At 74.6% G+C, this 21,890-nt stretch carries 16 protein-coding genes; 4 read left to right on the top strand and 12 right to left on the bottom strand.

What is annotated here, in order from left to right:
• Positions 1–451: 451 nt before the first annotated feature.
• From IF23_RS0110760 to IF23_RS0110720, 9 genes are all read right to left on the bottom strand, one after another.
• The gene (locus IF23_RS0110760; RefSeq protein ID WP_030282305.1) at positions 452–1,066 is read right to left on the bottom strand and encodes a hypothetical protein; all 615 of its coding nucleotides are present in this window, start codon (positions 1,064–1,066) and stop codon (positions 452–454) included.
• A 111-nt stretch (positions 1,067–1,177) separates the two neighbouring features.
• Positions 1,178–2,635, bottom strand: coding sequence for an adenosylhomocysteinase (gene ahcY / locus IF23_RS0110755; protein ID WP_030282304.1), 1,458 nt, complete (start codon positions 2,633–2,635; stop codon positions 1,178–1,180).
• A gap of 501 nt (positions 2,636–3,136) precedes the next feature.
• Entirely contained in the window at positions 3,137–4,096 is a 960-nt protein-coding gene (locus tag IF23_RS0110750) for a cation diffusion facilitator family transporter (protein ID WP_030282303.1), read from the bottom strand.
• Between the two features lie 183 nt (positions 4,097–4,279).
• The gene (gene manA / locus IF23_RS0110745) at positions 4,280–5,485 is read right to left on the bottom strand and encodes a mannose-6-phosphate isomerase, class I (protein ID WP_030282302.1); all 1,206 of its coding nucleotides are present in this window, start codon (positions 5,483–5,485) and stop codon (positions 4,280–4,282) included.
• Positions 5,486–5,591: 106 nt separating this feature from the next.
• On the bottom strand, positions 5,592–6,728 hold the full coding sequence (locus tag IF23_RS0110740; RefSeq protein ID WP_030282301.1) for an SIS domain-containing protein: 1,137 nt from the start codon (positions 6,726–6,728) through the stop codon (positions 5,592–5,594).
• A gap of 78 nt (positions 6,729–6,806) precedes the next feature.
• Positions 6,807–6,989 (bottom strand): Trm112 family protein, encoded by a 183-nt coding sequence (locus IF23_RS0110735; protein WP_030282300.1) that lies wholly within the window; start codon positions 6,987–6,989, stop codon positions 6,807–6,809.
• Positions 6,990–7,558: 569 nt separating this feature from the next.
• Positions 7,559–8,917: a phosphomannomutase/phosphoglucomutase gene (locus IF23_RS0110730; protein ID WP_030282298.1), complete on the bottom strand. Its 1,359-nt coding sequence runs from the start codon at positions 8,915–8,917 to the stop codon at positions 7,559–7,561.
• 149 nt (positions 8,918–9,066) lie between these two features.
• Positions 9,067–10,683 (bottom strand): L-lactate permease, encoded by a 1,617-nt coding sequence (locus tag IF23_RS0110725; RefSeq protein ID WP_030282296.1) that lies wholly within the window; start codon positions 10,681–10,683, stop codon positions 9,067–9,069.
• A 203-nt stretch (positions 10,684–10,886) separates the two neighbouring features.
• Positions 10,887–11,312: a DUF3499 domain-containing protein gene (locus tag IF23_RS0110720; RefSeq protein WP_078653901.1), complete on the bottom strand. Its 426-nt coding sequence runs from the start codon at positions 11,310–11,312 to the stop codon at positions 10,887–10,889.
• A gap of 352 nt (positions 11,313–11,664) precedes the next feature.
• Between IF23_RS0110720 and IF23_RS0110715 the strand changes: the two genes are divergently transcribed.
• A complete protein-coding gene (locus tag IF23_RS0110715) occupies positions 11,665–12,117 on the top strand; it encodes a metallopeptidase family protein (protein ID WP_030282292.1) in 453 nt (150 codons plus the stop codon).
• Positions 12,118–12,145: 28 nt separating this feature from the next.
• On the opposite strand, the gene IF23_RS0110710 is transcribed toward IF23_RS0110715, so the two are convergent.
• The 3 genes from IF23_RS0110710 to IF23_RS0110700 form a co-directional block, all read right to left on the bottom strand.
• Entirely contained in the window at positions 12,146–13,693 is a 1,548-nt protein-coding gene (locus tag IF23_RS0110710; protein ID WP_030282290.1) for a DUF5719 family protein, read from the bottom strand.
• Positions 13,690–17,550, bottom strand: a complete 3,861-nt coding sequence (locus tag IF23_RS0110705) for a glycosyltransferase (protein WP_030282288.1) — start codon at positions 17,548–17,550, stop codon at positions 13,690–13,692. Before IF23_RS0110705 ends, IF23_RS0110710 begins: the two co-directional genes overlap by 4 nt.
• Positions 17,551–17,923: 373 nt before the next feature.
• Positions 17,924–18,187, bottom strand: a complete 264-nt coding sequence (locus IF23_RS0110700; protein ID WP_030282286.1) for a WhiB family transcriptional regulator — start codon at positions 18,185–18,187, stop codon at positions 17,924–17,926.
• 691 nt (positions 18,188–18,878) lie between these two features.
• Here IF23_RS0110700 and IF23_RS0110695 point away from each other — a divergent pair.
• The 3 genes from IF23_RS0110695 to IF23_RS0110685 are packed head-to-tail and all read left to right on the top strand — an operon-like array spanning position 18,879 to position 21,769.
• Complete coding sequence (locus tag IF23_RS0110695; RefSeq protein WP_030282285.1) at positions 18,879–19,388, top strand: cysteine dioxygenase; 510 nt, start codon at positions 18,879–18,881, stop codon at positions 19,386–19,388.
• A 54-nt stretch (positions 19,389–19,442) separates the two neighbouring features.
• Positions 19,443–20,429: a 2-phospho-L-lactate transferase gene (gene cofD, locus IF23_RS0110690; RefSeq protein ID WP_030282283.1), complete on the top strand. Its 987-nt coding sequence runs from the start codon at positions 19,443–19,445 to the stop codon at positions 20,427–20,429.
• Positions 20,426–21,769, top strand: a complete 1,344-nt coding sequence (locus IF23_RS0110685; RefSeq protein WP_030282281.1) for a coenzyme F420-0:L-glutamate ligase — start codon at positions 20,426–20,428, stop codon at positions 21,767–21,769. The genes cofD and IF23_RS0110685 overlap by 4 nt, the downstream gene beginning before the upstream one ends.
• Positions 21,770–21,890 lie beyond the last annotated feature (121 nt).

Genomic DNA, 21,890 nt, shown 5'->3' with positions numbered 1-21,890 from the left:
GGTGCGGTCGGGCCTTTCGGCTTTTCCGCGGTTCCAACCTTACCAGATCCGCTGGGCGTTTCCGGCCCCCTGTTGGAGCGGGGTTGGCCTTCTTGCTTTTGCTTTCCGGCCTTTCCGACTCTATCAGATCCGTTTCTCGCCGTTTCCGGTCCGAATTCGTTTCCGATTACCCGTCGGAGGGGTTTTGCCTTTCGGCTGACCCGAACATTATCAGAAGTATTTCGACCGATTAATCGGCGGAAGCTTCTGCTAAGTGATTCGAGTGGCTCCGCCGAATTGAATTCTGGCCGGAGCGAGATATGAGACTAACCGTTGCGATGGAGCCTGTCCAGCTCCTGGCAACCGTTCGAATCTACCTCCCCGAGATGCCCGTGTCAACGGTTTTCCTGGGGAGGTATGGACACTAGCAGGTCAGCTGTGCCCGATGCACATCGGGGGCGGTGGGCCTCGGTTACGCGAAGGCCGACGGCGGGGAGTCGAGCGATTCGAGCTCGATGCCGGGGGCGGAGAGGACCACGTCGCCGGTGAGGTGGACGGTGTGTTGTTCACCGGTCTCCAGGTCGTTGACCTGGTACGCGTCGTCGATCAGCGGGGCGTTGTCAGTGGCGTGTGCTGTGCTCGAGACCAGCGCCCAGGACTGATCGAGCGTGCGGGGGGCGAGGACGGGGGGTGTGAAGGCCACGAGCCGGGTGCGGACCGCTCCGGCGCCGGGTGCGGGGCGCAGCAGCCGGGCGGTGGCGATGAGAAAGGCCGGGGACGCGCCGGTGAAGGCATGGGCGGGGACGTTGCCCTCCGTGGCGTGTGCGCCGGTCGGGTCGGTGCGGACCCAGGTGACGCCGTCGAGTGCGGCGCCGCGTACCTGCCAGCCGCCTGCGTGGAGTTCGAGGCGGAGGGGGCGGCCCCGTTCGTCGAGGGTGAGGTCGACGGAGCCGAGGTGGTCGCCGGAGGGGGCGGTGATCTGGGAGACGTAGCGCCAGCCGGAGGGGCCGGTGGCGCAGTGGAAATGTTCTTCGCCGAGGGGGGTGTGGTCGTGCGGATCGTGCAGGGAGTAGTGGCCGCGGGGCATGGGGGTCCTTGGAGCGGGCGGGTGCGGGCCGGTGGGGCGGTACGGGCCAGGCCCTCGCCCGGTGGGGCGAGGGCCTGGCTTCACCGGCTGCTGCGGGTGTTACGCGGCTGCTCAGTAGCGGTAGTGGTCGGGCTTGTACGGGCCCTCGACCTCGACGCCGATGTAGGCGGCCTGCTCCGGGCGGAGCGTGGTGAGCTTGACGCCCAGCGCGTCCAGGTGGAGGCGGGCGACCTTCTCGTCCAGGTGCTTGGGCAGGACGTAGACGTCGGTCGGGTACTCCTCCGGCTTGGTGAACAGCTCGATCTGGGCCAGGGTCTGGTCCGCGAAGGAGTTGGACATCACGAAGGAGGGGTGGCCGGTCGCGTTGCCGAGGTTCAGCAGACGGCCCTCGGAGAGGACGATCAGGACCTTGCCGTCGGGGTGGGTCCAGGTGTGGACCTGCGGCTTGACCTCGTCCTTGACGATGCCGTCGAGCTTGGCGAGGCCGGCCATGTCGATCTCGTTGTCGAAGTGGCCGATGTTGCCGACGATGGCCTGGTGCTTCATCCGGGCCATGTCGGAGGCCATGATGATGTCCTTGTTGCCGGTCGTCGTGACGAAGATGTCGGCGGTCTCGACGACCTCGTCCAGGGTGGTGACCTGGTAGCCGTCCATCGCCGCCTGGAGTGCGCAGATCGGGTCGACCTCGGTGATGATCACGCGGGCGCCCTGGCCGCGGAGCGACTCCGCGCAGCCCTTGCCGACGTCGCCGTAGCCGCAGATCACGGCGGTCTTGCCGCCGATGAGGACGTCGGTGGCGCGGTTGATGCCGTCGACGAGGGAGTGGCGGCAGCCGTACTTGTTGTCGAACTTCGACTTGGTGACGGCGTCGTTGACGTTGATCGCCGGGAAGAGGAGGTCGCCGTCGCGGTGCATCTCGTAGAGACGGTGGACGCCGGTGGTGGTCTCCTCCGTCACGCCGCGGATCTCCGAGGCGAGGCGGGTCCACTTCTGCGGGGTCGCGGCGACCGTGCGGGTGAGCAGTTCCAGGATGGCGCGGTGCTCATCGCTCTCGGCGGTGTCGACGGAGGGGACCTTGCCGGCCTTCTCGTACTCGACGCCCTTGTGGACGAGGAGGGTGGCGTCGCCACCGTCGTCGAGGATCATGTTCGGGCCGCCGGTGGGCGAGTTCGGCCAGGTCAGGGCCTGCTCCGTGCACCACCAGTACTCCTCCAGGGACTCGCCCTTCCAGGCGAAGACCGGGACGCCCTGGGGGTTGTCCGGGGTGCCGTTGGGGCCGACGGCGATGGCCGCGGCGGCGTGGTCCTGGGTGGAGAAGATGTTGCAGGACGCCCAGCGGACCTCGGCGCCGAGGGCGACGAGGGTCTCGATGAGGACGGCGGTCTGGACGGTCATGTGCAGGGAGCCGGTGACGCGGGCGCCGGCCAGGGGCTGGGCCGCGGCGTACTCCTTGCGGATCGCCATCAGGCCGGGCATCTCGTGCTCGGCGAGGGTGATCTCCTTGCGGCCGAAGGCGGCGAGGGAGAGGTCGGCGACCTTGAAGTCCTGGCCGGTGGCTGCGGTGGTCATACGGGCTGCTCCTCGTACGGCGAGGTGGATGTCGGGCTGGGCAGTCTGCGGCGCGGGCAGGCGGCAGCGCACGCGGAAGCGGACGCACCTCTCCCCTGGCCGCAGCGCAGTCCGTCGGAGGCCCTCTCTCCCTCGGCCGGTCCGCGGTGCGGGCCGCCCGACCGCCATCAGCAGCGACGTCTGGCACTGGGGACGAATCTACACCGACCGGCCCGGCGGCCCCAGCCCGCCTCGGCTCATTCTGTGCGCTGCGGGGGCGGCGGCCCGGGGCGCCTGGGCCGGGCCGTACGGGGGCGTGGGGAGGGGCCGGTGCGGGTGGCCGTGCGGGACGGCGCCTCGGCGGGGGCGCTGCCCGGGGTGGGGCGGGGAGGGCGATCGGGGCCGAGATCGTGCGGTTGCCGGTGGGGGCGGAGTCCTCCCCCGCGCCTGGAGGGGCGGGCCGGTGCGCGCGAAGGCCCCGCTCCGGGGAGCGGGGCCTTCGGGGCGGCGGTGGCTGCGGGGTCAGCGGCCGCCGGGGGACTTCTCGGGGTCGGCACCGGCGGCTGCGGCGGCCTCGTCGTAGATGTCGGGCTCCAGGTAGATGACCCGGGCGATCGGGACGGCGGCGCGGATGCGTTCCTCGGCGGCGTTGATCGCGTCGGCGACCTCGCGGGCGGTGTCGTCGTGCTCCACCGCGATCTTGGCGGCGACCAGCAGTTCCTCGGGGCCGAGGTGGAGGGTGCGCATGTGGATGACGCGGGTGACGGTGTCGCCGTCGACGACCGCCTCGCGGATCTTGGCGACCTGGTCGGCACCGGCGGCCTCGCCGAGCAGCAGCGACTTGGTCTCCGCCGCCAGGACCAGCGCGATCAGCACCAGGAGGGTGCCGATGCACATCGTGCCGATGCCGTCCCAGATGCCGTCGCCGGTGGCCAGGGTGAGGCCGACGCCGCACAGGGCGAGGACGAGTCCGATGAGGGCGCCGAAGTCCTCCAGCAGGACGACGGGCAGCTCGGGGGCCTTGGCGCGGCGGATGAACTGCGCCCAGCTCTGCTTGCCGCGCAGCTCGTTGGATTCCTTCAGGGCCGTACGGAAGGAGAAGCCTTCGGCGAGGACGGCGAAGAGGAGGACGCCGACGGGCCAGTACCAGTTCTCGAGGGCGTGCGGGTCGTGGATCTTCTCGTAGCCCTCGTAGAGCGCGAAGACGCCGCCGATGGTGAAGAGGACGATCGAGACGAGGAAGCCGTAGATGTAGCGCTCGCGGCCGTAGCCGAAGGGGTGTTCCTCGGTGGCGGCGCGCTTGGCCTTCTTGCCGCCGAGCAGGAGCAGGCCCTGGTTGCCGGAGTCGGCGATCGAGTGCACGCCCTCGGCGAGCATGGACGACGAGCCGCTGAAGGCGAACGCCACGAACTTCGCTACGGCGATCGCCAGGTTGGCGCCCAGCGCCGCAACGATCGCCTTGGTTCCGCCTGATGCACTCATGAGTGCCGTATGTCCCTTCCGTCGGCCGGGCTTTACTGCCCCTTTAAAGATGTGGGGCGTCATTCTTGCAGCCCGGCCGGAGGGCGGTTCGGGGTGCCCGGTCGGTGGACCATGGCCCCGGCTGTCGTGGCAGGTCAGGGGCGGGGCCGGGGAGTTGCCGGGCCCGGTGGGCGCGGGTGGGCGTTACGCGACGACCGTGGCGCGGAAGAGGGTGCCTTCACCGGAGACGGTGACGTGTTCCCCGGCCGGGACGAAGGCCGACTGCCCAGGAGTGAGGCGCAACTCTCCTTCCGTGGAAGGGAGTTCGGCGGCGACCAGGACCGTGCCCGCCGTGCAGAGCAGCACCTGCGGGGTCCGGGCGTCCAGGGGGCGGGGGGCGGCGCCGGGGGCGAGGGCGTAGCGGGAGAGCCGGAACTCGTCGGCGGGGGTGTCGTAGATCTCCTCGCCGTCGGTCTCCTCGGGGCGGAGGATGCCGGGGTCGCCGGGGGTGAAGCGGACGACGCGCAGCAGTTCGGGGACGTCGATGTGCTTGGGGGTCAGGCCGCAGCGGAGCACGTTGTCGGAGTTGGCCATCAGCTCGACGCCGAGGCCGTTGAGGTAGGCGTGCGGGATGCCGGCGCCGAGGAAGAGCGCCTCGCCGGGCTGGAGGGTGACGTGGTGGAGCAGCATCGCGGCGAGGACGCCGGGGTCGCCCGGGTAGTGGTGGGCGAGGGCGGCGTACGCGGCGTAGGCGGGGGCGTGCGGGCCGTCTTCCGCGCCCCGCTGGGCGGCGGCCGCGGCGGCGCGGTCGACGGAGTCGGCGAGGGCGGCGCGGTCGGTGCCGAGGAGGGCGGTGAGGACCTCGCGCAGCGCATCGGCCTCCGGTGCGGCGCGCAGGATGTCGACGTACGGCTTGAGCGCGTCGACGTCCAGGCCCGCCAGCAGGTCGGCGGCCTCGGCGGGGTGGCGGAAGCCGCAGAGCCCCTCGAAGGGGGTGAGGGCGCAGAGCAGCTCGGGCTTGTGGTGCGGGTCCTTGTAGTTACGGTGCGGGGCGTCGAGGGGGACGCCGCGGCGCTCCTCGGCGGCGTAGCCCGTCTCGGCCTGGGCGCGGTCGGGGTGGACCTGGAGGGAGAGCGGAGAGCCCGCGGCGAGGAGTTTGAGGAGGAAGGGCAGCCGGGGGCCGAAGGCGTCGACGGCGGCTTCGCCCAGTTCGGCCTCGGGGTCGGCGGCGATGACGTCGGCCAGGGAGACGGGTCCGGCGCCGCGGTCGATACGGGAGGGGGCGCCGGGGTGGGCGCCCATCCACATCTCGGCCTGGGGTTCACCGGTCGGTTCGGTGCCGAGCAGCTCCGGGAGGGCGGTGACGGAGCCCCAGGCGTAGGGGCGCACGGTGTTGACGAGGCGGTCCATGGGGCTGCTGCTTCCTGCGTGGCGTGCGGGTTCCGGCGGGGTGACGGTTCCTGTGGGGCGTACGGGAGGGCTCCCGTACGGGTGGCCGCGGGGCGGCCCCCACAGATCACTCGGTGTCGGCGAGCGCGAGGTAAACGGCGGCGAAATCCGCGATGGCGAGTAGTTCGGCGGCGGTCTCCAGGTCCGTGCCGTCCGGGGGCTCCGGCGCGCTGACGGCGGTGCCGCGTTCCTCGGCGAGGGCGTGGGCGGCGCGGGTGGCGGAGAGCGGGCCGGGGGCGTTCTCGCGCAGGAGGATGACGCGGGCGTGGAGGGCCGCGGGCTGTTCGACGCGGTCGCGGAAGAAGTCGTCCGGGTCGGCACCGGCGGCGAGGGCGCCGGAGAGCAGGGTGCGGTGGGCGGTGAGCGCCTCGGGGAGTTCGGCGGCGAGGGCCGGGCGTCCGGCGAGGCTCGCGAGTTCGGTGGCGAAGTGGCGGCCGACGGCACCGGCCACCCGGCCCTCGGTCCAGATCAGCGGGAGCGCGTCGGCGACCTCGGCGGCCAGTGTCTTCGCCGGGTTGGTGTACGTGGCGAGGGCCGGTCCGCAGCTCTCGGCGAGTTGGTCGAGGCGGTCGGCGAGGCGGTCGAGCACCTCGGGCGGGGCGCTGAGCAGGCCGATCCGGTCGGCGAGCGCGAGGATCGGGGTGAGCAGCGACCAGAGGGTGCCGGGGGCGGCGGGCGGGGCGCCCTCGACGTCGAACTCGGCGTCGTAGGCGGTGGTCGCCAGCGGGACGGCGAGGCCGCGGGCCTGGCGGACGGCTTCGGCGAGCGGGGATCCGGCGGGGGTGACGGCGACGACGGAGCAGCCGCGGCGGTAGGCGCCCTCGACCAGCTCGGCGAGGCCGGGGTCGGAGCCGTCGGGTCCGGCGACGAGGATCAGGTCGAGGGGGCCGCACCAGCCGGGCAGCGCCCAGCGCAGGGCGCCGGGGCGGGCGTCGACGCCGGTGGGCGGGATGTGGGTGACGGGGCAGCTGCCGCCGCCGAGCGCGCCGAAGAGGTCGGCGACGCAGGGGGCGACGGGGCCCGGCCCGGCGACGAGGACGGCGCGGGGCCGCCCGTCGGGGACGAGGTCGGGGATACCGGCCTCGGCGGCGCCGCGGGCGGCGGTGCGGACCCGGGCGCCGGATTCGGCGACGCCGCGCAGCAGACCGAAGCGGTCGGCGCGGGCCAGCGCCTCGGGGTTGTCGAGGAGTGACTCGTCGAGCATGGTGGGCGCGGCCTCCGTTCGCCGGTGCGGGCGGGACACGCCGGGCGGTGCCGGGGGCGGGCCCCCGGCGGCGTCCGGTCAGGCGGGGCGGCGGGCCTCGTCGACGAGGAGTACGGGGATGCCGTCCCGCACGGGGTAGGCGAGACCGCAGGTGGCGGAGGTGCAGACCAGCTCGGCGGGGTCGTCCGCGGTCCGGTCGGCCAGCGGGGCGTGGCACGCGGGGCAGGCGAGGATCTCGATGAGGCTGGCGTCGACCGGCATGGGGGCTTGCTCCTTCGATGGTTGCGGCCCCGCCAGCCTACCGCCGGGCGGGGGCGGGGGGCCTGTCGTCGGGGGCGGGGGGGCGTACGGCGGGGCCGTCGGTGGGACGGGGCCGGGAGGCGGGTGCGGCGCTCTCCCGGGCGGGGCGCGGGTGGGTGGCGGCCGAGACCGGAGCGTGCGTCCGGTGGCCGGGCGACGGGGGCGTCGGGCCGAAGCCGTCGGTGGGACGGGAGCGGGCGCCGAGGTGCGGCGGGGGGCGGCCTGCGCCCGCGGGCGGGGCACAGGGGATGGCGGCCGGGACCAGGGTGTGCATCCGGTGGCCCGGCGACGGGGGCGTCGGGCCGAAGCCGTAGGTGGGACGGGCCGGGCCCCGAGGTGCGGCGGGGTCGGCCCGCTGCCGCAGGTGGGACGCGGGCCCGTCGGCGGGCCGGCCGGGCGGCGGGCGAGGCGTGCGCCCCGGCCACCTCGGCGATAGTCCCCCGCCGCGGCGGCTCGCCCCCGGCCAGCTCGGCAGCCCCGGCCGGGCCAGCGTGCCCGCCGCCATCAGCCGGACGGCCCGGGCCGTGCCGTTACGCCCGCACCACGGCCAGCACCTCGTCCCGTACCCGGGCGACCGTTTCCGGGTCGCGGGCCTCGACGTTCAGGCGGAGGAGGGGTTCGGTGTTGGAGGCGCGGAGGTTGAACCACCAGTCGGCGGCGGTGACGGTGAGGCCGTCGAGTTCGTCGAGGGTGACGCCGTCGCGCTGCTCGTAGGCGGTCTTGATGGCGGCGAGGCGGCCCGCCTGGTCGGCGACGGTGCTGTTGATCTCGCCGGAGGCGGCGTAGCGGTCGTACTCCGCGACCAGCTGGGAGAGCGGGCGGTCCTGGCCGCCGAGGGCCGCGAGGACGTGGAGGGCGGCGAGCATGCCGGTGTCGGCGTTCCAGAAGTCGCGGAAGTAGTAGTGGGCGGAGTGCTCGCCGCCGAAGATCGCGCCGGTCTTCGCCATCTGCTCCTTGATGAAGGAGTGGCCGACGCGGGTGCGGACGGCGGTGCCGCCGTTCTCCTTCACCACCTCGGGGACCGACCAGGAGGTGATGCAGTTGTGGATGACCGTGCCGCCGGGGTGTTTGGCCAGCTCGCGGGCGGCGACCAGGGCGGTGATCGCGGACGGGGGGACCGGGTCGCCGTTCTCGTCGACGACGAAGCAGCGGTCGGCGTCGCCGTCGAAGGCGAGGCCGAGGTCGGCGCCGGTGGCGCGGACGCGGGCCTGGAGGTCGACGATGTTCTTCGGGTCGAGGGGGTTGGCCTCGTGGTTCGGGAACGAGCCGTCCAGCTCGAAGTAGAGCGCGTCCACCTCCAGGGGCAGCCCGGCGAGGACGGTGGGGACGGTGTGGCCGCCCATGCCGTTGCCCGCGTCGACGACGACCTTCAGCGGGCGGATCGCGGAGAGGTCGACGAGGGAGCGCAGGTGGGCGGCGTACTCGCCCAGGACGTCGCGTTCGCCGACGGTGCCGGGGGTGGCGGCGGGCTCCGGGGCGCCGCCGTCCGCCCAGCCCTCCACCAGGGTGCGGATCTCGGCGAGCCCGGTGTCCTGGCCGACGGGGGCGGCACCGGCGCGGCACATCTTGATGCCGTTGTACTGCGCGGGGTTGTGCGAGGCGGTGAACATCGCGCCGGGCAGACCGAGGGCGCCGCTGGCGAAGTACAGCTCGTCGGTGGAGCAGAGGCCGATGTGGGTGACGTCCGCACCGCGCACCGCGGCGCCGCGCGCGAACGCGGCGGCCAGCCCCGGCGAGGAGGGCCGCATGTCGTGCCCGATGACGAGCGCGTCGGCGCCGGTCACCTGGGTGAAGGCGGCGCCGAACAGCTCCGCGAGCGACTCGTCCCACTGATCGGGCACCACACCGCGTACGTCGTACGCCTTCACGAGCTGCGACAGATCCGCCACGGCCGGCCTCCTGGATTCGGTACGGGAGATCCAACCTACCCGGAGGTACCGACAGCGGTCCGGGCGGACGTCGGGTACGCGCCAGGCGCCCCGCGGACGGGCGCGGCACCCGGGGCGGGCCGGTGGACCGCGCCCCGGGTGGCGGGGTGTCAGGGCAGCATCCAGCCCAGGACGGCGGTGCTCTGGGCGACCACGATCAGGCACATGACCAGCAGCAACGCCAGGCTCCACGGCAGGACGCGGCGGAGCAGGTCGCCCTCGCGTCCGGCGAGTCCGACGGCGGCGCAGGCGATGGTGAGGTTCTGCGGGGAGATCATCTTGCCGAGGACGCCGCCGGAGCTGTTGGCGGCGGCGAGGAGGTCGGGCGCCAGGCCCGACTGGCGGGCGGCGGTGACCTGGAGGGCGCCGAAGAGCGCGTTGGCGGAGGTGTCGGACCCGGAGACGGCGACGCCGAACCAGCCGAGCACCGGGGAGAGCAGGGCGAGTCCGGCTCCGGCGGCGGCGACGGCGTGGCCGATGGTGGTGGCCGCCCCGGAGAGGTTCATGACGTAGGCGAGCGCGAGGACGGCGGTGACGGTGAGGATCGCGCGCCGTAACTCGTGGACGGTCGCGGCCCATTCGCGGACCGCGTCGGCGGCGCGGACGCCGAGGACGGCGGCGGTCAGCGCCCCGGCGAGGAGGACCAGGGTGCCGCCGGTGGCGAGGAGCGGCAGGGTGAGGACGTTGCCGCCGACCCTGGTGCCGTCCGCGTCCACGACGTCGAGGAACGGCCAGTCGACGGTGCGCGTCGCCCGCGCCAGGACGTCCCTGACCAGGGGGATCTGTGCCACGGAGAAGATCACGACGATGAGGGCGTAGGGGGCGTACGCGCGAAGGACCGTGCGCCGGGGGTCGGGGTGGTCGGGTTCGGCGCCGCGGGCGCCGGTCAGGACGGCGGCACGGACCTCCGCGGTGGCCGGGCGGCGGGCCGCGGGCAGGACGGCGAGGGCGGCGGCACCGGCCAGTGCGGCGCCGATGTCGGCGAGTTGGGCGGAGACGTAGGTGGCGGCGGCGAACTGCACGGTGGCGAAGGCGAGTCCGCAGGCGAGCGCGGGCCGCCAGGTCTCGCGCAGCCCGCGCCGCCCGTCGACGAGGAGGACCAGCAGCAGCGGGACGACGAGGGCGAGCAGCGGCGTCTGACGGCCCACCACGGCGGCGAGGCGGTCCAGCGGGACGCCCGTGACCTGGGCGAGGGTGACGACCGGGGTGCCCATGGCGCCGAACGCGACGGGCGCGGTGTTGGCGACGAGGGCGACGACCGCCGCCTTGACCGGGTCGAAGCCGAGGGCGACCAGCATCACCGCGCTGATGGCGACGGGCGCGCCGAACCCGGCCAGCGCCTCCAGCAGGGCGCCGAAGCAGAAGGCGATGACGAGCGCCTGGACGCGCGGGTCGTCGGAGAGGCGGGAGAAGGAGCGGCGCAGGACGTCGAAGTGGCGGGTGCGGACCGTCATCCGGTACACCCACAGGGCGTTGACGACGATCCACAGGATCGGGAAGAGGCCGAAGACGGCGCCCTGGGCGGCGGCGGAGAGCGCCTGCCCCGTGGGCATGCCGTAGACGAGGACGGCGACGGCCAGTGCGACGGCGAGAGAGGTGAGTCCGGCGCGGTGGGCGCGCATCCGGACGGCGCCGAGCAGGACGAGGACGGTGACCAGGGGCAGCGCGGCGACGAGGGCGGAGAGCGCGGGCGAGTCGGCCACGGGAGCCAGGTGCTGGACGAACACGGGGCCTCCAGACGGGGTTCCCCGGCCGCTCCGCACCGTGGCGTGTTCCACGGTGCGGAATCGGATCAGGCGGGGAGTGGAGGCATGGTCAGGGCGGCCCCACGGCGGCGTCAACACCGCGTCAGAAGGCTGCCGGACACCGGAAGTTCGGCCCGGCGCCGGGGAGCGGGCCGGGCGTCCGGTCCGGCGTCAGGAAACCACGGTCAGGAGTCCGGTGACCGCAGCACGCGGAGGTGTCCGCGGCGGACGGCGCCCGGCTGCTGCGGGGTCTCGCGGGTTTCGGGCCGCTCCGGGGCGGCGGGGCGCTCCGGGGGACGGGCCGCCTCGCGTACCGCGTTGGCGAGCGCTTCGAGGTCGTCACCGCTGGGGCGGGCCGGACCGGGCTCGATGGCCAGGCGGACGACTTCCCAGCCGCGGGGGGCGGTCAGGCGCTCGGAGTGCTCGGCGCACAGGTCGTAGCAGTGGGGTTCCGCGTAGGTGGCGAGCGGTCCGAGCACGGCGGTCGAATCCGCGTAGACGTACGTCAGCGTTGCGACGGCGGGGCGGCCGCACGCAGTGCGCGAACAGCGACGTACAGGGCTCACGACGTTGGACGGTACCGCACTCTTGACCGGGCCGCGACGACTCACCTCCCGCTCACCCGACCGTGTCGTCCCAGTTCGTCCGGTGCGTCTGACCTGCACCCGCTCGCGGCGGCCTGCGCCGGACGGCACGGAAAGGGCCGCGCGGAGCCGGAACGGACGCCGCTCGGGGGCGGTATCGCGGGATTCCCCGGACGAGGATGCGGAGGAAAGGGATGAATCGGTGGCGGGAGGCCGTGGAGCGGAGAGGAAGAAGGGCGTGACGCGGGTCGGGGGGCGGGTGGCGGACGGGGGCGCGCCAAATGAACACAATCGTTATCGGACCGGTCATCCGCCCCCGTGTTCCCGGATGGCTCGCTCCGCCTCCCCGGACGGGCCGCGGCGGCTACGCTCGGAGGCGATGGACACGCCCGAACCGCCCCGCCCGACGGAGCCGCGCCCGCGCCGCCGTGACCGCCACGGCCGTGGCATGCGCGGTCCCGTCGCCCCGCCGCAGGTGCCGCTCTCCGTCAGCCGCGCCGACGCCTTCGAGGATCTGGTCCACGATGCGCGCGACCGGCTGGAGCGGCGCTGGCCGCAGCTGTCCGGCGTCGACTTCCTCGTCCAGGAGGTGCCGCTGTTCGGCCCGGAGGACGGGGCGGAGCCGGACGACGGGACGGTGCCGCTGGGCCGGGCGGAGCCCGCCGCCGGGCCGCACCGCGACCGCGTGATCGTCTACCGCCGCCCGGTCGAGATCCGCACCAAGAGCCGTGACGAGCGGGCGCTGCTGGTCCACGAGATCGTCGTCGAGCAGGTCGCCGAACTCCTCGGGCTGGCGCCGGAGTCGGTCGACCCGCGCTACGGCCAGGACTGACCGCGCGCGGGCCCACCGGCCCGGTCCCTCAGTCCGTCAGCAGCGAGAGGTCCTGACCGGCCGTCGGGACGACCACCGTGCCGCGGTCGTCCGGCAGCGTCTGGACGGTGAAGGCGGGGACGCCGCCCTGCGGCTGGGCCAGCATGCGGGCCGCGTGGACGGGGCCGCTGCCGGGGGCCGGTTCCACCGTCAGCGCGTAGTTGCCCTTGAGGCCCTGCGGGCGCGGCGGGTCGACGGCGAGGGTGGTGCCGCCCTTGACCGTGTACGTCTTGCTGACCGGGCTGCCGCCCCCGCTGCCCGCCGAGGCGGTGACGGTGACCTTGGCGTCCTTGCCCTTCTCGGGGGCGACCAGCGACAGCGTGGCGCCCTTGGCGCGGTTGTCGGCGGCGGTGGCGCGCTGCTCGACGGGGCGGGTCGCGGGGATGAACGCCATCTCCTGGTCGGCGCCCTTGCCGCGGACCACCTGGAGCGCCGCGACGATCGGGGCGCGGGAGCCGCTGTCGGCGGGCGAGAGCACCAGCGAGCCCGCCTCGCCCTGCGGCTTGAGGTCGACCGCCGTCGTCATCCCGCTCTTGACGTGCAGCGTCTCCAGTCCGGCCGGGGTGATCGAGCCGGTCGGGGTGGCCAGCTGGACCTTCAGGTCGGCGTCGGTGTCGCCCGTCGCGAGGACGACCAGCCGGACGGCGGTGGCGTCGGCGGGGATGCCGGGGAGGACCGCGCCGGGCGCCGGGTCGGCGGCGGCCGGGAGCCAGTCGCCGCCCTTGTGGGTGTCGGTGGCCTGGACGGAGGCGCCGACCCGGCCCTCGCGGGCGGTGACGTGCAGCGCCGCGTCGGGCTGCGGGGAGGTGGTGAGGGTGGAGAGCAGCACCGGGACGGTGGTGTGCGGCGGGACGGCGATGTTCTCGCCCGCGTCGCCGCTCAGCGCGCCGTCCTTGCCGCGCAGTTCGAGATCGACGACGGCCTGGGTGGCGTCGGGGTTGGTGAGGTGGACGTAGTCCTGCCGGTCCTTGCCGGTGCCGACGCCCGGGAACCAGAAGGTGGTGTCGGGCGCCACGCAGCTCAGGCCGAGCAGCCCGCGCCCGGCGCCCGCGGCGACCGTGGTGGTCTGCTGGACGGTCCAGCCGGGGGCGAACGCGCCGTCGGCCTCGCCGGTCAGCGCGGGCGCGTCGGAGCGGTTGGTGGTGGCGGTGACGGGGGTGCCCGCGGATGTGAGCGGGGCGACGGGCTTGGTGTCGTGCGGCGGCACGGTCTGCTGCCCGCCGCCGTCGTCGCCCTTGTCCCCCTTGCCCTTCCCCTTGCCGCCCTTGCCTCCGGTGTCCTGCTGGACCGTTCCGGCGGCCTGGAGGGCTGCGGTGCCCTTGCCGGTGGCGCCCTTGGGCGCGAAGGCGGTGTAGGTGGTCTCGCCGACCTCCGAGGAGGTCGGGGTCGGGCAGAGCAGCGCGGAGCGCTCGACCGGCTTACGGGCCGCGCCGGGCGCCGCCTGCGGGGCGCCCCCGGGGGCGGCGACGGCGGCGACGCCGGTGGCCGCGGCGAGCGCGACCGCCGCGGCGGTCAGGGTCATCATCGTGCGCTTCACTGCTGCTCGCTCCCGTCACGGCGCGGTCCGGCGGGCGGGCCGGGGTACGTCGTGCCGTCGTCGTAGGGCTGCTGGGCCGGGATCTGCTGCCCGTCGTAGGGCTGCTGCCCCGGGTAGGGCTGCTGTCCGTAGGCGTACGGGTCGTAGCCGCCCGGCTGCGGGACACCGGCCCCGTACGGGTCGGCCGGGTAGCCACCGGACTGCTGGTAGGGGTCGGGCTGCCCGTACCCGTACGGGTTCTGCGCGATGTCACCGGCGTCGTGCCCGTACTGCTGCGGCACGGCCGAGGGGTCGCCACCGTCGTGCCCGTACTGCTGCGGCACCGCCGTCGGGTCGCCACCGTCGTGCCCGTACTGCTGCGGCACGGCCGACGGGTCGCCGGGCTGGTGCGGGGTGGTGCCCCACGGGTCGTACTGCTGCTGGGGTACCGCGGCGTACGGGTCGTGGGCGGCCGGGTCGTACAGGGGTGCCGCCGGTTCCCGGCCGGGGTCGGGGGTCGCGGCGTCCGGGGCGGCGGGCTCCGGCGTGTCGGCGGACTCCTCGGCCCGGGCGGCGGCGCGCAGCCGGCGGGCGCGGCGGCCGTCGCCGGTCGCGGCCGCGGCCTGCGCCTCGACGTCGGCCTCCTCGGGCAGGTCGTCGTCGATCTCCCGGCGGCGGCCCGGCAGCGCCAGAACCACCAGGACGACGGCGAGCAGGCCCTGGGCGGCCGTCCACAGGGTGTGGCCGAGCGGGTTCTCGTGGGTGAGGTCGAGGCGACCGGCACCGGCCGGGAGGGCGAAGCCCTGCGCCCAGCCGTCGACGGTGACCGGCTTGAGCGGCTTGCCGTCCAGCGTGGCCTGCCAGCCCGCGTCCGCCGCGTCCGCGATCCGCAGCACCCGGCCCTCGGCCCCGGCGGGCACCCGCGTGTGCACCTCGACGGGACCGGCGGCCACCGCGACGGGCGCGGCGGTGTCCCCGGCGTGGGTGCCGTCGGTGGCGTCGCCCGCCACGATCGACGCCCGCGAGACCCGCCGGTCGACGCGCCACAGGGCGCTGCCGTCGTCCTGGCTGAGCCGGGTCAGGCCCGGCGTCGCGTCCAGGACCCGGCCCATCTCGCGCGGGGCGCCGTCGCGGACGAGGACGTAGCGGACGGCGTAGCCGCCGAGCTGGCTGGTCTGGTCGGCGCCGGAACCGGCGACGAGATTGGCGACGATGGTGCCCAGCCGCCGGTCGTCCCCGGCCTCGCGGGCCAGGTCGGCGTCGCCGAGGACGGCGCCGGAGCCGCGGACCAGGGTGTAGCCGACGTGGCCGTCGCCGCCGTCGAGCACCAGCGTGCGGGCCCGGTCGGCGGTGGACGACTCCTCGGCGACGAACGCCGGGACCTGCACCGGGTCGCGGCGCTCCAGCGGTCCGGCGGCGCCGGTGATCATCCAGGTGACGGCGGCGTAGAGCGGCGCGAGCGCGGAGGCCAGCGCGATCAGCACGGCCACCGGCTGCTTCCAGCCGAAGCCAAGGGCGATCATGCGGGTGCGGATGCCCTCCGCGCCGACGGCGGCGGCGGTCAGCAGCGCCAGGCCGTAGACCAGCATCAGCGGGCCGGTCCAGCCGTGGCCGTTGCCGAGGGCGGCGAGGAGCAGCGCGGCGAAGGCGACCGCCCAGGCGAGGCGGATGGTGCGCTGCCGGGTGTCGCGCAGGGCGGCGCCGAGCGCGGCCAGGACGATGCCGAGCAGCAGCAGACCGCCCGCGGTCTTCGGGCCGCCGGGGCTGATCGAGAGCAGGTCGAAGGCGGACGCGGAGCCGGTGCCGTACGCCAGACCGGCCTCGCGGAAGAAGTTCGCGGGGTGCGCGAGGAGCGAGAGCGACCAGGGGGCGAGGACGACCAGCGGCGCCAGCGCCACGGCCACGAACCGCAGCGCGTACCCGGTGAGCAGCGCGCGGTTGCCGTCCAGGGCGCGCAGCACCAGCAGCGCCAGGCCGAGCGCCACCACGAGCGGCCAGACGACCGGGGTGAACGCCATGGTGAAGGCGGTCAGCAGCGCCAGCGCCCAGGTGGCGCGCCAGCTCGGGCGGGTGCCCGGCGCCAGCCGCAGCCCGCCCGCCGCGACGGCCGCGCGGGCCATCGCCGGGAGGGTGATCGCCAGCACCGCGGTGCCCAGACGGCCCCCGGCCAGGGCGCCGGTCGCCGCGGGCAGGAACGCGTAGACGACGCTGCCCCAGGCGCGCAGCAGCCGGGAGGCGACCAGCGGGCGGGAGGCGAAGTAGGCGGAGAGTCCGGCCAGCGGGACGGAGCAGACCAGCAGCAGGGTGAGGGTGAAGCCGGTGCTGCCCAGGAAGAGGGTGGAGAGCAGCGCGAGGACGGCGAGGTAGGGCGGCGCCGCGGCGGTGGAGCCGGTGCCGACCTGGTGCCAGCTGTCGAGGTACGACGCCCACAGCTCGGAGACGTGCGCGGGCGCGGGCAGCAGCGCGCCGCCGGTCAGCGAACCGGAGCCGAGCAGATCGCGGCAGGCGATCAGCGAGACCAGCAGCAGCACCGCGAAGAGGACCGGCGCCGGGCGGCGGGCGATCCGCTTGAGCCGGGCGAACTGTTCGACGTCGAGGAAGTCGGCGTCGTCCCCGCCCGGCCCGGACTCCACCGCGCCGTGCCGCCCGGACGAGGCCACGTCGGGCGCGGCCCGTCCGGTGAGGTTGCCCGCGATCTGCTCGACGGTGACGCGGACGGTGGCGCCCGGCGGCGGGAACAGCGGCCGGAGTTCGGACGCCTCGGTGGCGGGTCGGCCTCTGCGCTTGCGGGCGGCGAGGATCCGGCCGGGCCGCAGCAGGGTGCCGAAGAGTCCGGCGAGTTCGTCGAGCGCCTGCCCCGGCACCTTGCCGACGAGGTAGGCCAGGACCCGCAGCACGGTGCCGAGGACCAGCCGGATCAGGACGTACGGGAGCAGCGCGCCGCGGGTGTTGGCGAGCAGGGTGTAGACGGCACCGGCCTTGTCGACGCGGTGCGGGCTGGCGACGTTGCGGCCGACGCAGTCGACGGTGCGGCGCTCGCGGGCGGCGGCCTCGGCGTGCCGCAGCACCGCGTCGGGGGCGACCAGGACCTGGTGGCCCGCCGACTGGGCGCGCCAGCACAGGTCGACGTCGTCGCGCATCAGCGGCAGCCGCCGGTCGAAGCCGCCCAGCTCCTCGTAGACGTCGCGGCGGATGAGCATCCCGGCGCTGGAGACGGAGAGGACCGGGCGGACCTGGTCGTGCTGGCCCTGGTCCTGCTCGCGGCGGTCCAGACCGGTCCAGCGGCGGCCGCTGCGGGCGAGGGAGACGCCGACCTCCAGCAGTTGCCGACGGTCGTACCAGCTGCGCAGCTTGGGGCCGATGACGGCGGCCGAGGGGCTGGCGTCGGCGACGCGGAGCAGTTCGGCGAGGGCGGTCGGCTCGGGCGCACAGTCGTCGTGCAGCAGCCAGAGCCACTGGACCGGTTCGCCGTGCGGCAGCTCCGGCATGTCGTACGCGTCGTCGCGCCAGGTGCGGCTGACGGGGTCCCAGCCACTGGGGCGCCGCAGGTACGGCAGGTCGTCGGGGGTGAGCCGGGGGGCGGTGCGGACGGCCTCGTCGACGGCGGTGCCGAAGCCGGAGCGGCGGGCGAGGTGCAGCACCCGCTCGTCGCCGAGGGCGGCGCCGAGGAGTTGGGCGGAGTCGTCCGCGCTGCCGGTGTCGGCGCCGATGACGTTCTGCACCGGGCGTTCCTGGCCCTGCAGACCGGCGAGCGCGTCGGGCAGCCAGCGGGCACCGTCGTGGGAGACGATCACGGCGGTGACGACATGCCGTGGGAACTCTGGGGTGCCTGCGGGATCTGTGGCGGTCTGGGCCGCCGACTGGCTGTGCACGGACATCGAGGTACGGGCCCTCCGGACCCGGGAGTTCGGGTCCGGCGGCGAAGCCGCGCGGACCGGCGCCCCCGGAAGACACTGCGACGGACTACCAGGGGAAGCGTCACCGCCGGGCGTCGCGTGGCGGACGGGACGTTGACGACACCCCCCAGGGACGCGCGCGCCCACCCGGGGTCGGCGGCACGTCTCGGACGGAGCCCCACACTAATGGTTCACCCGCCCGCGCCCACCGGCTCCTCACGCAGCGGACCGCCCCCGGCGTGGAGTGCGCTGGAGGCGGTGGGTTCGCTATAGGGGGATATGGGGAGTTGGCGGGGTACGGCCGCGGGGCCCGCGGGGCCGCGCACCGTCCGTCCGGCGGACTTCCGCGCCGCCTTCAGACGGCGGCCTTCTTCAGCCGACGCCGCTCGCGCTCCGACAGACCGCCCCAGATTCCGAAGCGTTCGTCGTTGGCGAGGGCGTATTCGAGGCACTCGGAGCGGACTTCACAGGCGAGGCAGACCTTCTTGGCCTCGCGGGTGGAGCCGCCTTTCTCCGGGAAGAAGGACTCGGGGTCGGTCTGCGCGCACAGTGCGCGCTCCTGCCAGCCGAGCTCCTCTTCCGCCTCTTCGACCAGCAATTCTTCGAACAGCTCGGTCATGTGCGCCCCTCGTCTGCTTGACGTCCCCGTGATGCGACCGTGATCGATGACGGCCGAACGACACGAGTGAAATTACAAGTGCGGGGATCCGGGCCAGTCAAGCCAAGATCTGCTATTGCGCCCCTTATTCACCCTGCCGAACCAAACGTACACGGAAAGTGTTCAAATACTGAAAAACTCGGACACTTCCCTGGGGGCGCACTCCTGAGGTACGCCCCCATTACCCACAGGGACGTGACCGACCGCACCGCCGTTGCACCTCGCGCGTCGGAGCGGGAGAGATCACAGCGCGGTCCACGGACCGCGACGGCGTACGCGGGCGCGGCTGCCGGGCCCCTTCTCCCGCCGGACGGGGGACAAACCTTTCGCCGGACGGTGCGACCGGATGGGGTGAAGCCCCACCGGCGCGGCAGGCGTCCGGTTGACATCGCGGACGCGAACCGTTCTCCTAGGTCGCATGCCAGCGACCTCCGCACCCCGCACGACCCGTTGCCACGGGTCGCTGCGCGCTGCGCACGCTCGCTGTCGCTGTTCCAGCTGTTGAAGCCACTGAGCTCCAGCCCTCTCCGCCGCACCACCCCCGCAGCGCCCCCGCTCCACGCGCCCGCACGGTGCCCCCACCGGGAGACCACCGCGCGCCGTCGCACCCCGTTCGCGTCATCCCGCTCGTCCTTCGAGGAATCCGAAGCACATGAACAGCGATGTCCAGATCGCCGGTGACCTGCTCTCCGTCGCCCACCTCCTGCCGCCCGTCCCCGCGCACCCCTCCACCGTCGCCGGTTTCGCCGGGCTGGCCCGCTCCCTCGCCGCCGACCGCGCCTCCTGGGCACCGCTGGTCCGCTACGACGCCACCACCCGCTGGTACCACCGGCTGCGCTCGGTCCCGTCCGCCGGGTACGAGGTGTGGCTGCTGAGCTGGCTGCCGGGGCAGGGCAGCGGCCGCCACGACCACGGGCGGTCCTCCGGCGTACTGACCGTGCTGGAAGGGGAGTTGACGGAGCACGCGACGTCCGGCGGCGGCGAGGTGCGGCATGCGCTGCGCCCCGGCGCGCAGCGGGTCTTCGCCCCCGGATACGTCCACGAGGTGGTCAACGACGCGCTGACGCCCGCGGTCAGCCTGCACATCTACTTCCCCGGGCTCACCGAGATGCCGATGCACCCCTCGCAGCACGCCGTCGCCGCCGAGGCCGCCGCGCGCTGACGGGGCGTCGACGGCGGCCACCTGCCGCCGCCCCGCGGCTGCCAGACTGGGGGCATGCGCATTGTGGTTCTGGCCGGCGGTATCGGCGGCGCCCGCTTCCTGCGGGGACTGAAGGCAGCACGGCCCGAGGCGGAGATCACCGTCATCGGCAACACCGGCGACGACATCCATCTCTTCGGGCTCAAGGTCTGTCCCGACCTCGACACCGTGATGTACACCCTCGGCGGCGGCATCGACGAGGAGAAGGGCTGGGGCCGCGACGACGAATCCTTCCGGGTGAAGGAGGAGTTGGCGGCGTACGGCGTGGGGCCCGACTGGTTCGGGCTGGGCGACCGGGACGTCGCCACCCACCTCGTCCGGACCCAGATGCTGGGCGCCGGATATCCGCTCAGCGCCGTCACCGAGGCGCTCTGCGACCGCTGGAAGCCCGGCGTCCGGCTGCTGCCGATGACCGACGACCGCGTCGAGACGCATGTCGCCGTCGAGGAGGACGGGGAGCGGCGGGCGATCCACTTCCAGGAGTACTGGGTGCGGATGCGCGCCTCGGTGGACGCCCTCGCGGTGGTGCCGGTCGGCGCCGAGCAGTCCGCCCCGGCACCCGGTGTGCTGGCGGCGATCGCCGCGGCGGACGTCATCCTCCTCCCGCCGTCCAACCCGGTGGTGAGCGTCGGCACGATCCTCGCGGTGCCCGGCATCCGGGACGCCGTCGCCGCGGCGGACGCCCCGGTGATCGGCCTCTCCCCCCTCGTCGGCGGCGCGCCGGTGCGCGGGATGGCCGACAAGGTGCTGGCCGCGATCGGCGTCGAGGCGACGGCCACGGCGGTCGCCCGCCACTACGGCGCGAAGGGCGCCGCGGCGGACGACGCCCCGGCCGGGCTGCTGGACGGCTGGCTGGTCGACGAGGTGGACGCCGCGGCGGTCGCCGATGTCGAGGCGGCCGGGATCCGCTGCCGGGCGGTGCCGCTGATGATGACGGACCTCGACGCGACGGCCGCCATGGCCCGCGCGGCGCTGACGCTGGCCGAGGAGGTACGGGCATGAGCGCCGACACCGCGGCCACCGCTCCGGGCTACCGCGTCTGGGCGCTGCCCGGCATCCCCGAGGTGCGTACCGGCGACGATCTGGTGAAGCTCATCGCGGACGCCGCGACCGCCGAGGGGCTGCCCGGGCTCGCCGACGGCGACGTCCTGCTCGTCACCTCGAAGATCGTCAGCAAGGCCGAGGGCCGGATCATCGAGGCCACCGACCGGGAGGAGGCCATCGACCGGGAGACGGTCCGGGTGGTGGCGCGCCGCGGCACGCTGCGCATCGTCCAGAACCGGCAGGGTCTGGTCATGGCCGCCGCCGGTGTTGACGCCTCCAACACCCCTTACGGGACCGTGCTGTTGCTCCCCGAGGACCCGGACGCCTCGGCCCGCGCGCTCCGCGCCGGGCTGCGTACCACGCTCGGCGTCGACGTCGGCGTCGTCATCAGCGACACCTTCGGGCGGCCGTGGCGGTCGGGGCTGACGGATGTGGCGATCGGCGCCGCGGGCGTCCGCGTCCTGGACGATCTGCGCGGCGGCACCGACGCGTACGGCAATCCGCTCAGCGCGACGGTGGTGGCCACCGCCGACGAGCTGACCGCCGCGGGCGACCTGGTCAAGGGCAAGGCGGCGGCGCTGCCGGTCGCGGTGGTGCGCGGGCTGCCGCACGTCGTCACCGGGCCGGACGACGCGGACGACGTGGGCGCGGCGGCGCTGGTGCGCACCGGCGACGGCGACATGTTCCGGCTCGGCACCTCCGAGGCGGTGCGGGAGGCGATGACGCTGCGCCGCACGGTGCGGGAGTTCACCGACGCGCCGGTGGACGGCGGCGCGGTGCGCCGGGCGGTCGCGGCGGCGCTGACCGCACCGGCGCCGCACCACACCACGCCGTGGCGGTTCGTGCTGCTGGAGTCGCCGGAGTCCCGGACCCGGCTGCTGGACGCGATGCGGGACGCCTGGGCCGCGGATCTGCGGGCCGACGGTTTCTCCGCGGAGTCCGTCGCCCGTCGGCTGCGCCGCGGCGACGTCCTGCGCAACGCGCCGTACCTGGCCGTGCCGTGCCTGGTGGCGGACGGTGCGCACGACTACCCGGACGCGCGGCGGGCGGCGGCGGAGCGGGAGATGTTCGTGGTCGCGGGCGGCGCCGGTATCCAGAACTTCCTGGTCGCCCTGGCCGGGGAGCGGCTCGGTTCGGCCTGGGTGTCCTCGACGATGTTCTGCCGCGACGTGGTCCGCGAGGTGCTGGAACTGCCCGACGACTGGGACCCGATGGGCGCGGTCGCCATCGGCCGCCCGGCGGCCCCGCCGCGGGAGCGCCCGGCACGGGACGGGGCGGACTTCATCGAGGTGCGGTGAGCGGGGTGCGGTGAATCGAGGTGCGCTGAGCGGGGCGTGCGCCTCCGGGGCGACCCGTGAGGGGCGCGCCTCCGGTCCGTAGGGGCCGGGGGCGCGCCCCTTACGGGTTCACCGTCCGCTC

The organism is Streptomyces catenulae, assembly GCF_000718015.1.
In the GTDB taxonomy this organism is placed as follows: Bacteria; Actinomycetota; Actinomycetes; order Streptomycetales; family Streptomycetaceae; genus Streptomyces; species Streptomyces catenulae.
Note: the sequence above shows the minus strand (reverse complement) of the source record. Positions and strands in the feature narration are given on the sequence as shown.

What these genes read in the sequence shown, in the direction of transcription:
- IF23_RS0110685 (WP_030282281.1), top strand. Translation starts at nt 20,426, where the DNA reads ATGAGCGCCGACACCGCGGCCACCGCTCCGGGCTACCGCGTCTGGGCG.
- manA (WP_030282302.1), bottom strand. Translation starts at nt 5,485, where the DNA reads ATGGACCGCCTCGTCAACACCGTGCGCCCCTACGCCTGGGGCTCCGTC.
- IF23_RS0110735 (WP_030282300.1), bottom strand. Translation starts at nt 6,989, where the DNA reads ATGCCGGTCGACGCCAGCCTCATCGAGATCCTCGCCTGCCCCGCGTGC.
- IF23_RS0110700 (WP_030282286.1), bottom strand. Translation starts at nt 18,187, where the DNA reads ATGACCGAGCTGTTCGAAGAATTGCTGGTCGAAGAGGCGGAAGAGGAG.
- IF23_RS0110695 (WP_030282285.1), top strand. Translation starts at nt 18,879, where the DNA reads ATGAACAGCGATGTCCAGATCGCCGGTGACCTGCTCTCCGTCGCCCAC.
- IF23_RS0110740 (WP_030282301.1), bottom strand. Translation starts at nt 6,728, where the DNA reads ATGCTCGACGAGTCACTCCTCGACAACCCCGAGGCGCTGGCCCGCGCC.
- IF23_RS0110750 (WP_030282303.1), bottom strand. Translation starts at nt 4,096, where the DNA reads ATGAGTGCATCAGGCGGAACCAAGGCGATCGTTGCGGCGCTGGGCGCC.
- ahcY (WP_030282304.1), bottom strand. Translation starts at nt 2,635, where the DNA reads ATGACCACCGCAGCCACCGGCCAGGACTTCAAGGTCGCCGACCTCTCC.
- IF23_RS0110705 (WP_030282288.1), bottom strand. Translation starts at nt 17,550, where the DNA reads ATGTCCGTGCACAGCCAGTCGGCGGCCCAGACCGCCACAGATCCCGCA.
- IF23_RS0110715 (WP_030282292.1), top strand. Translation starts at nt 11,665, where the DNA reads ATGGACACGCCCGAACCGCCCCGCCCGACGGAGCCGCGCCCGCGCCGC.
- cofD (WP_030282283.1), top strand. Translation starts at nt 19,443, where the DNA reads ATGCGCATTGTGGTTCTGGCCGGCGGTATCGGCGGCGCCCGCTTCCTG.
- IF23_RS0110760 (WP_030282305.1), bottom strand. Translation starts at nt 1,066, where the DNA reads ATGCCCCGCGGCCACTACTCCCTGCACGATCCGCACGACCACACCCCC.